This is a genomic window from Streptomyces sp. S3(2020), from assembly GCF_013044505.1.
Lineage (GTDB): Bacteria > Actinomycetota > Actinomycetes > Streptomycetales > Streptomycetaceae > Streptomyces.
This window is the reverse complement of sequence record NZ_JABERD010000301.1, coordinates 1-8,999: the sequence shown is the minus strand read 5'-3', so window position 1 is coordinate 8,999 and position 8,999 is coordinate 1. Positions and strand designations below refer to the sequence as shown.

Annotated in this window: 9 protein-coding genes; 5 read left to right on the top strand and 4 right to left on the bottom strand. The window is 73.2% G+C overall.

All coding sequences use genetic code 11. The annotated features are described in order from the left end of the window. Positions 1–305 precede the first annotated feature (305 nt). Together aroA and HLK59_RS45460 are read left to right on the top strand one after the other, a co-directional pair. Positions 306–1,559, top strand: coding sequence for a 3-phosphoshikimate 1-carboxyvinyltransferase (aroA, locus tag HLK59_RS45465; protein ID WP_171147542.1), 1,254 nt, complete (start codon positions 306–308; stop codon positions 1,557–1,559). Beyond that, complete coding sequence (locus HLK59_RS45460) at positions 1,543–2,175, top strand: GNAT family protein (protein ID WP_171147541.1); 633 nt, start codon at positions 1,543–1,545, stop codon at positions 2,173–2,175. Before aroA ends, HLK59_RS45460 begins: the two co-directional genes overlap by 17 nt. 91 nt (positions 2,176–2,266) lie before the next feature. Here HLK59_RS45460 and HLK59_RS45455 read toward each other — a convergent pair whose 3' ends face one another. Further along, positions 2,267–3,280, bottom strand: a complete 1,014-nt coding sequence (locus HLK59_RS45455; RefSeq protein ID WP_171147540.1) for a LysR family transcriptional regulator — start codon at positions 3,278–3,280, stop codon at positions 2,267–2,269. A gap of 50 nt (positions 3,281–3,330) precedes the next feature. On the opposite strand from HLK59_RS45455, the gene HLK59_RS45450 reads away from it, so the two are divergent. Next, the gene (locus HLK59_RS45450; protein WP_171147539.1) at positions 3,331–3,906 is read left to right on the top strand and encodes an alpha/beta hydrolase; all 576 of its coding nucleotides are present in this window, start codon (positions 3,331–3,333) and stop codon (positions 3,904–3,906) included. Here HLK59_RS45450 and HLK59_RS45445 read toward each other — a convergent pair. The 3 genes from HLK59_RS45445 to HLK59_RS45435 all read right to left on the bottom strand — a co-directional run bounded on the left by HLK59_RS45445 (position 3,884) and on the right by HLK59_RS45435 (position 7,000). Continuing rightward, positions 3,884–5,137 carry an MFS transporter gene (locus HLK59_RS45445; RefSeq protein WP_171147538.1) on the bottom strand — a complete coding sequence of 418 codons (1,254 nt, stop codon included), beginning with the start codon at positions 5,135–5,137 and terminating at the stop codon, positions 3,884–3,886. The two genes, HLK59_RS45450 and HLK59_RS45445, sit on opposite strands and share 23 nt — an antisense overlap. 112 nt (positions 5,138–5,249) lie before the next feature. After that, positions 5,250–6,050 carry a sugar phosphate isomerase/epimerase family protein gene (locus tag HLK59_RS45440; RefSeq protein ID WP_171147537.1) on the bottom strand — a complete coding sequence of 267 codons (801 nt, stop codon included), beginning with the start codon at positions 6,048–6,050 and terminating at the stop codon, positions 5,250–5,252. Positions 6,051–6,067: 17 nt separating this feature from the next. Continuing rightward, positions 6,068–7,000, bottom strand: a complete 933-nt coding sequence (locus tag HLK59_RS45435) for a bifunctional helix-turn-helix transcriptional regulator/GNAT family N-acetyltransferase (protein WP_171147536.1) — start codon at positions 6,998–7,000, stop codon at positions 6,068–6,070. A gap of 170 nt (positions 7,001–7,170) precedes the next feature. Here HLK59_RS45435 and HLK59_RS45430 point away from each other — a divergent pair, with 170 nt between their 5' ends. Beyond that, a complete protein-coding gene (locus tag HLK59_RS45430) occupies positions 7,171–7,839 on the top strand; it encodes a methyltransferase domain-containing protein (protein ID WP_171147535.1) in 669 nt (222 codons plus the stop codon). Between the two features lie 139 nt (positions 7,840–7,978). After that, positions 7,979–8,917 (top strand): hypothetical protein, encoded by a 939-nt coding sequence (locus HLK59_RS45425; protein WP_171147534.1) that lies wholly within the window; start codon positions 7,979–7,981, stop codon positions 8,915–8,917. The last annotated feature ends 82 nt before the right edge of the window (positions 8,918–8,999 follow it).

The window sequence follows — 8,999 nt, the reverse complement described above, 5'->3', positions numbered from 1 at the left end:
ATGGGTATAAGGGCAAGGGGGGCACTGCGGCGGCCTGTGCGGGTTCGGTGGGGGTGTGCGTCGCGCAGTGCGGTTCGTGGTGGGTCGGGGCCGCACCGGGGGGTGTCCGTCCTCGGTCGGGCGGTGCGGTGTGTTGGGGCTGCACCGTTGGTTGGGCGCCCGACGCTGCGGGCGGACACCCCCCGGTACGTCCCCTGCTCGCCGTTGCGCAAGCGCGGGCCCGTTCCGTCTGGGGGCCTGTTCTACGGTGGTCCATCCCGTGGACGGCCCGGCGCCGGACGCCGTTGTCGGCCGATCATGTGGGCATGCCCGTAGTCGACATTCCCGGTTCCAAGTCCATCACCGCCCGCGCCCTCTTTCTGGCGGCGGCGGCCGACGGGGTCACCACGCTCGTACGTCCTCTGAGGTCCGATGACACGGAGGGCTTCGCGGAGGGGCTGGGGCGGCTCGGGTACCGGGTGGGGCGGACGCCGGACGCCTGGCAGGTCGACGGGCGCCCGCAGGGGCCCGCGGTGGCGGAGGCGGACGTGTACTGCCGGGACGGTGCTACGACAGCCCGCTTCCTGCCGACACTGGCGGCGGCGGGACACGGGACGTACCGCTTCGACGCCTCGGAGCAGATGCGGCGCCGGCCGCTGCTGCCCCTGAGCCGGGCCCTGCGCGACCTGGGAGTGGACCTGCGGCACGAGCAGGCCGAGGGGCACCACCCGCTGACGGTCCGGGCGGCCGGGGTCGAGGGCGGCGAGGTGGTGCTGGACGCGGGGCAGTCCTCGCAGTACCTGACCGCGCTGCTGCTCCTCGGCCCGCTGACCCGCGAGGGGCTGCGGATCCGGGTGACGGACCTGGTCTCGGTGCCGTACGTGGAGATCACCATCGCGATGATGCGGGCCTTCGGGGTGCGAGTGGATCGGGAGGGGGACGTCTTCGTGGTTCCGTCGGGCGGTTACCGCGCGACGACGTACGCGATCGAGCCGGACGCCTCCACCGCCAGCTACTTCTTCGCCGCGGCGGCGGTGACCCCGGGCGCCGAGGTGACGGTCCCGGGGCTGGGGACCGGCGCCCTCCAGGGCGATCTGGGCTTCGTCGACGTACTGCGGCGGATGGGCGCCGAGGTGTCGGTCGGCGCGGCGGGCACGACGGTCCGGGGGACCGGTGTCCTGCGGGGCCTGACCGTCAATATGCGGGACATCTCGGACACGATGCCGACGCTGGCGGCGATCGCGCCCTTCGCGGACGGCCCGGTCCGGATCGAGGACGTGGCGAACACCCGGGTCAAGGAGTGCGACCGTCTGGAGGCCTGTGCGCAGAACCTGCGGCGGCTCGGGGTGGAGGTGGCGACGGGGCCCGACTGGATCGAGGTCCGGCCGGGCGCGGTCGGTGCGGGCGCGGAGATCACTTCGTACGGTGACCACCGCATCGTCATGTCCTTCGCGGTCACGGGGTTGCGGGTGCCGGGTATTTCGTTCGACGACCCCGGATGCGTGCGGAAGACTTTCCCCGGTTTCCACGAGGCGTTCGCGGAGTTGAGGGGTCGGCTGGGGGATGGCGTTCACGCTTGAAGGTCCGCTGCTGGAGGGTGAGTCGGTGCGCCTGGAGCCGCTCTCGCACACGCATGTGAGCGGGTTGGCGGAGGCTGCGGAGGAGGACCGGGGCACGTACGAGTTCACCTGGGTGCCCAGGGCCGACGAGGTGGCGGACTACGTCGACGCGCAGCTCGCCCGGGCCGCCACCGGCCGGCTGGCACCGTACGCCCAGATCTCCACGGCGACGGGACGGGTCGTGGGCGCCACGTCCTATTGGGAGCCCCGCAGCTGGCGCTCGGAGGACTCCCTGGACGCGATCGAGGTCGGCTTCACCTGGCTGGCCCGCTCCGCCCAGGGCACCGGCGTCAACGCCGAGGCCAAGCTGCTGCTGTTCCGGCATGCCTTCGAGGTGTGGGACGTCTCCCGGGTCGACCTGAAGACGGACGCCAGGAACGCCCGCTCCCGGGCGGCGATCGAAAGCGTCGGCGCCCACTTCGAGGGCGTCCTGCGCAACTGGTCCCGCTCCTGGGCCCCGGGCGAGGACGGCGAGCTACGGGACTCGGCGGTCTTCTCGATCACCGCGGACGAATGGCCGGACTGCCGAAAGCGCCTGGAGCAGCGGGTGGCAAGGTTCAGCCCGGGGTCTGGCTGACCGGCGGATCTGCCCCCCGCCGGTCCCCGGCCACCTGTGGGTTCGCGCCCCGGGGGCTGGAACGGGTGAGCCCGGCGAGGCGGCCGGTGCCTCACGAGGTGCCCCGCGTCGGGCGGACCGGTCGCCCCGAGGCCGGCCAAGAGCCATCAGAGGCGCCCTGGGCCCGCGACGCGTCCGCCCAGCGCCGCGCCTCCGTGCCCAGCTGATGCCGGACCACCTCCAGGACCGGGTCCGACTCCGCGCCGGTGCGGACCGCCGCGAAGATGTTCCGTGACGGAGGGGTGCCCTCCGGCGTGAGGACCGCCAGGTGGCGGTCCCCGTACAGCGGTCGGACCAGGCGGGGGATCAGGGCCACGCCCGCTCCCGCCTCCACCAGGGCCGCCAGCGCGCCCCAGTCGTTCACCGCGTGCCGGATGTCCGGGGTGAAGCCGGCCGTCGCGCACACGGCGCGGGCGATCGCGCCCACACAGCTGCGGGCTGCCCCCGCGATCCAGGTCTCGCCGGCCAGCTCCCGCAGCGGAACCCGCCCGCGCCCCGCCAGCCGGTGATCCGCCGGCACCACGACGTCCATCACGTCCGTCAGCAGGTCGGACCGGCTGTAGCGGCGGTCCGTGTGGGGTGGGGTCGCCGCGAAGTCCACCGCCACCGCCACGTCCACCTGCCCGGCGTCCAGGGCCGTGAACAGGTCCGGCGGTTCCGCCTCCACGACATCGACGCGGACGTGCGGGAGACGTTCGGCCAGCCCCCGGAGCACCCCCGGCAGCAGGCCCAGGATGCCGCTGGAGAAGCAGCCGATGGTCACCGCACCGCGGCCGCCGCTCCCGTACGCCGCCAGGTCGGCCCGGGCCCGCTCCAGTTGGGCGGCGATCTCGTCGGCGTGGGCCAGCAGGACGCGCGCCTGGCCGGTGAGCCGTACGCCTCGGCCGTCCCGTTCCGTCAGGGGCGCCCCGATCTCGCGGGCCAGTGCCGAGAGCTGCTGCGAGACCGCCGACGGGGTCAGGTGCAGGGCCTGAGCCGTTCGCGCCAGACTGCCCCGGCGCTGGAGCTCGCGCAGGACGGTCAGGCGGCGCAGGTCGACTGTGAAGGTCTCGCTTACCTGTTCCATCGAGAAAGGTTAACTGGACCGTGGAGGCGGGTTCGGAAACCATCGGTGCCATGACCGCCTACCTCATCCTCCACGGCTGGCAGAACCACCGGCCCAAGGACCACTGGCAGCACTGGCTCGCCGACCGCCTCGGCGAACTCGGTCACCAGGTCACGTATCCCCAGCTGCCCGACCCCGACGACCCGGACCTGGAGGTGTGGCTCGGCGAACTCGCCCGCCACCTCGCACAGGACGCACCGGACGTCGTCGTCGCCCACAGCGCCTCCGTGCTGCTCTGGCTGCACGCCGTCGCCCGCGGGAGCGTCCGGCCCGGTGACGTGGACCGTGTCCTGCTCGTCGGCCCGCCCTCCCCCGCGGTCCTCGCGAGGTACCCCGAGGTCGCCGGATTCGCCCCGCCCCCGCTGGAGTTCACCCTCCCCGGCCCGACCCTCCTCGTCGCCGGTGACGACGACCCGTACTGCGAGGAGGGCGCACAGGCCGTCTACGGCGACCCGCTCGGCATCCCCACCACCCTGCTCCCCGGCGCGGCCCATCTCGACCTGGACGCCGGTTACGGCTCCTGGCCCTCCGTACTGGAGTGGTGCCTGGACCCGCGGGCCGGCTTCACGGTCCGGCCGGAGCGGTAGCCGCCCCGGGCGTGCCCGTCCGTCGCAGTTCCGGTGTGCCGACCCCCACCGCCGTCACCGCCGCCAGACACATCAGCCCGCCGGAGATCAGCGCGGTCGCGCCCGAGGACCAGCCCGCGACCAGGCCGCCGCGCAGATTGCCGAGGTGGGGGCCCGCCTGGCCGACGATCGTCTCGGCGGCGGTGACGCGGCCGAGGAGGGCGTCGGGGGTCAGGGTCTGGACGATGGTCGTACGGGAGAGGACGGCGAGGGCGTCCGCCGCGCCGGCCAGGGCCAGCAGCCCCAGGCCCACCCAGGCGCTGGTCGTCAGGCCGAAGAGGAAGAGGGCCGCGCCCCACCCCGCGGACGCGCACAGCATCACCGGGCAGGGGCGGGCCAGCCGGGTCACCGGGCCGGAGAGCGCCGTCGCGGTGACTCCGCCCACGGCCAGCGCGGACAGGAACAGACCGAGGGTGCGGGGGTCGCCCCCGAAGCGCTCCTGGTTGACGAGAGGGAACAACGACGTGGGCATCGCCAGGACACAGGCCGCCAGGTCCGTGAGCAGGGCGCCGCGTACCGCGCGGTGGCCGGTCAGGAAGCGCAGACCGTCCAGGACGCCGTGGACGCCCGGCCGGGACCTGTCGCCCTCGGGCGGCAGCGCGGGCAGGCCGTAGGCGCCGTAGAAGGACAGGGCGAAGCTCAGGGTGTCCAGCAGGTAGCAGACGCCGATGCCCCACCAGCCGAGGACGACACCGGCGACGGCGGGGCCGACCAGCATCATCGCCTGGGCGGTGACCTGCTGGAGGGCGAGACCGGCGGCCACCTGCTCCTTGGGCAGCAGCCGTGGCACGAACACACCCGCCGCGGGGGCGCCGAGCGCGGCGAAGGACGTCTGGACCGCGACCAGGACGAGGATCACGGCCACCGGAGCGTGGCCGACGAAGGCCTGCACGGTCAGCAGCAGCGAGCACACCGCCGAGCCGACGGTGCCGGTGAGGTACATACGGCGGCGGTCGACGCGGTCGGCCCAGGCGCCCGCGAACAGACTGACGGCGACCATCGGCACCGCCTGCACGATGCCGACCGCGCCGCTCCAGAACGCGCTGTGCGTCGTCTCCCAGACCTGGTACATGACGGTGACCATGGTCATGAAGGAGCCGAGCGTGGACACCGTGCGCCCGAACAGCAGCCGCCGGAAGACGGGGGAGGTGCGCAGGGGCCGGACGTCGAGGAGCACGTCGGACAGGCTCATGAGAGGGGGACCGGGAGCGGGGCGGGCTGATGCACCCCGGGACCCTAACGGGCCGCTCCCGGACGGGCCACTCAATAAGTCACGGGCCGCTCAATGAGTCACGCGCTACGCGTCACGCGCTCTCGTTCAGGAGCCGCGCCAGGTGTTCGCGGCCCGCGGCCAGCAGCTCGGGCAGCGGCGCGGCCGCCTCGTACCAGCGCTTCTCGTACTCCCAGCACAGCCAGCCGTCCCAGCCGTGCCGGGAGAGGACCTCGACGCACTCGGCGAGCGGCAGCACGCCCGCGCCGAGCGGCAGCGGGGTGGTGTCGTCGGGCGAGGCGATGTCCTTGACCTGCACGTATCCGAGGAACGGGGAGAGCGCCGCGTAGGTCTCCGAGGGCTGCTCGCCGCCCAGCCAGGTGTGCATGACGTCCCAGAGCGAGCCGACGTTGCGGTGGCCGACCGGGCCGAGGACACGGATCGCGTCGGCTCCGGTGCGGTGCGAGTCGTGGGTCTCCAGGAGGATCCGCACGTCGGCGTCGGCCGCGTACTCCGCCGCCGTACCCAGGCGCCGCGCCGCCGTCGCGTCCGCCTCGGCGGTCGACTGCTCGGGGCTCGCGCCGGGGAAGACGCGGATGTACGGGGCGCCCAGGTCGCGGGCGAGGTCCAGGAGGGCGCGGAGCTCCGCCAGCACCGGCTCGTCGTCGCCCGGCGCGGCCACGCGCGCGTACCCGGCGAGACCGAGGACCTCCACCCCGGCCGCCTTGAACTCGGACACCGTGTCGGTCCGCCCGGCCGCGTCGATGCCGGGATGCACCGACTCCTCCGGGTGCGCGCGCAGCTCTACGCCGTGATAGCCGTGCGTGGTCGCGAGGCGGAGCACCTCGGGGACGGGGAGACCGGGGACGCCGAGAGTGGAGAACGCCAGCTTCATGCTCCGGACTCTACGCGTCACTCCTGCGTGGCGTGGAGGTCCAGGCGCCAGTCCTGGCCGACCAGGTTCTTGCCGAAGGAGCGGTGCGGTTTCTCGGCGACGAGGACGAAACCGTGGCGCTGGTAGATGTGGCGGGCGGAGGCGAGGATGTCGTTGGTCCACAGGACCAGATCGCGGTAGCCGACGCCGCGCGCGAAGTCGATGACGGCCGAGACGAGCCGGTCGCCGATGCGGAGTCCGCGGGCGTCCGGTTCCACCAGGAGCAGCCGCAGACGGGCCGTCGCCGGGGCCTCGTCCCGTACGACCATCACACACCCCACCGGCCGGCCGTCGAGCTCCGCGATCCACACCCGCTCCAGGTGCGGGTCGTGGTCCTCCGCGTAGTCGGCGACGATCCGGGCGACCAGTGCCTCGTAGTCGGCGTTGAAGCCGTGCTCCGCGGTGTAGAGGGCGGCGTTGCGCTGCACGATCCAGCCCAGGTCGCCCGGGCCCGGATCGCGCAGCAGGACGTCCTCGCGGAGGGGCGGGCGGCCGTCGGAGAGCAGTGTGCGGACGGTCCGCATGGCCTCGGCGAGACGGGGGCGGTCGGCGGACGGGACCGTGGCGAGCAGCGCGCCCACGGATTCGTCCGCGCGCTCGGCGAGCAGCGCGGCTGTCTCCCGTCCCCGCGTCGTGAGGGTGACGTTGCGGCGGCGCGGGTCGCGGCGGGAGGGGGTGCGTTCGATCAGCCCGTCCTGCTCGAACTTGTTGAGGATCCGGCTCAGATAGCCCGCGTCCAGGGAGAGCTCGCCCCGCAGGTCCGCCGCGTCGGTACGCGGGGAATGCGCGAGCTCGTACAGGACGCGGGACTCGGTGAGGGTGTACGGGGCGTACAGCTGACGGCTGTAGTCGAGGGCGCCGATGACGTTGGTGTAGAAGCGGTTGAAGGCGCGGATGTCCTGGACGGTCATGGTTGTCGACCCCTGTATGGCTGACACAGATATGACACAGATAGTTGACTCAGTCAGAGATACCGTACGACGACCCCGCGCCCCCGTCCAGCGTCACGCCCCGGGCCCGCGGCCGACGCCATGAGCGAACGGGCGTTTGTGGCAGGTGTGTTGTTCCCAGCATCAAGGACATGACGACGACCACACCGGCGTACGACGCCCACGCGGACTGGTACAACCACTACATGTCGCCGACCTCGGGCGGCGCGTACTTCGCCCGGGTGCACACGACGCTGAGGGAGCTGCTGGGCCCCGGCGAGGGGATCTGCCTGGACGTCTGCTGCGGCACCGGCGCCCATGCGTCCGTGGCGGCGGAACTCGGCCGGACCCCGTTCGGCCTCGACCTCTCCCGCGGCCAGCTCCGCCACGCGGCCGGCCGGCTGCCGGTCGTGGCCGCCGACGCGACGGCACTGCCGCTGGCCGACGCCTCGGTGCCGGCCGCGATGTGCGTGCTGGCGAGCACGGACGTCCCCGACTACGCGGCCGTCCTCAGGGAGATCGCCCGGGTGCTGACGCCCGGCGGACGGTTCGTGCACCTCGGAGTCCACCCCTGCTTCGTCGGCGCGTTCGCCGACTGGCGGGAGCCGGGGAGGGTGGTGCTGGACGAGCGGTACGCCGACCGGGACCGCACCCTCGACTCCTGGAACCCCGCCGGGGTGCGGGCCCGGGTGGGGGCCTGGCACCTTCCGCTGGCCGGTCTCCTGAACGCCGTGGTGTCGGCGGGGCTGCGGCTGGAGCGGACCGTGGAGGTGGGGCCGGGCGGGGTCCCGGAGCTGTTCGGATTCGTGGCGGTCGGATGAGGTTCGTGTCGGAAAACCCGGCCGACTAGAGAAACGCTTGCGTTTCGTTAAGTCGCCTCGTAGTCTGTCGGTACGAAACCGTTTCGTATCGACAGGCTGTTTCGGCAGGCTGTGCCGACAGATGGGGAGGTGGACCGCGATGACAGGTTCTCCGGTGTTCCTGGCCGTCGTCCTCTCCCTGGTCTCGGCGGTCTGCTACGCGGCGGCCGCGGTCGTCCAGGCGCGGACCGCCGCCGGCACCACGAGCGTGCGCGGGGCGCTGGCCCGCGGCGCGTGGTGGGGGTCCGTGCTCCTCAACGCCTCCGGTGCGCTGCTGCACGTGGTCGCCCTGCGCTACGGACCGCTGACCCTGGTGCAGCCGCTCGGCGCGCTGAGCCTCGTGCTGGCGGTACCGCTGGGCTCGCTGGTCTCGGGCCGCCGGACCTCGGGCACACAGTGGAGCGGCATGGCCTTCACCCTCGTAGGACTGACGACCCTGCTGGCTGTCACGGCCTCGGGGCACGGGGACACCCTGAGCACCGACGAGGTCCTGCTGGTGGCGCTCGCCGCCGCCGCGGCCGTCGCGATGCTCTCGGCCCGGGGCGGCCTCGCGGTCGCCGCCGCGTCCGGTATCGCCTCGGGCGTCGGCTCCACGCTGGCGCAGAAGCTCGCGGTCGGACCTACGCTCTCCTGGACCACGGCGCTGGTGGCGCTCCTGACGGTCGCCTTCGCGGTGGGCGGCCTGCTGCTCTCCCAGAAGGCGTACCGCCACGGCCTCGGCGGCCCCCTCGCCCTCCTCACCCTCGTCAACCCCGTCACCGCGGCCGCCATCGGCCTCACCCTTCTCGGCGAGGGCTTCCGCTACGGCACCACAGGCACCCTCCTCGCCCTCGCGGGCGCCGCGGCGGCGGTACACGGCGTGACCCTGCTGAGCCGCCCGGAGCCCACATCGGACGCGGGGCGGGTGCAGCCGGCCCTGGCCGGCGGGGACGGGGCGGGCCGGACCACCGACCGCGTGCGGCCGCCGCAGCCCGCCTGGCCCGGCGGCTCCCGGACCGAGGCGGCCTTCGGCCGCGGGCTGTCTGTTATACACAGCTGACGCTCCCACCGAAGAGGAAAGTGTGGATCTGGGGGGTGCCCCAAACATGAAAACAAAAAAATAAAACAGGAAGAGATAGAGA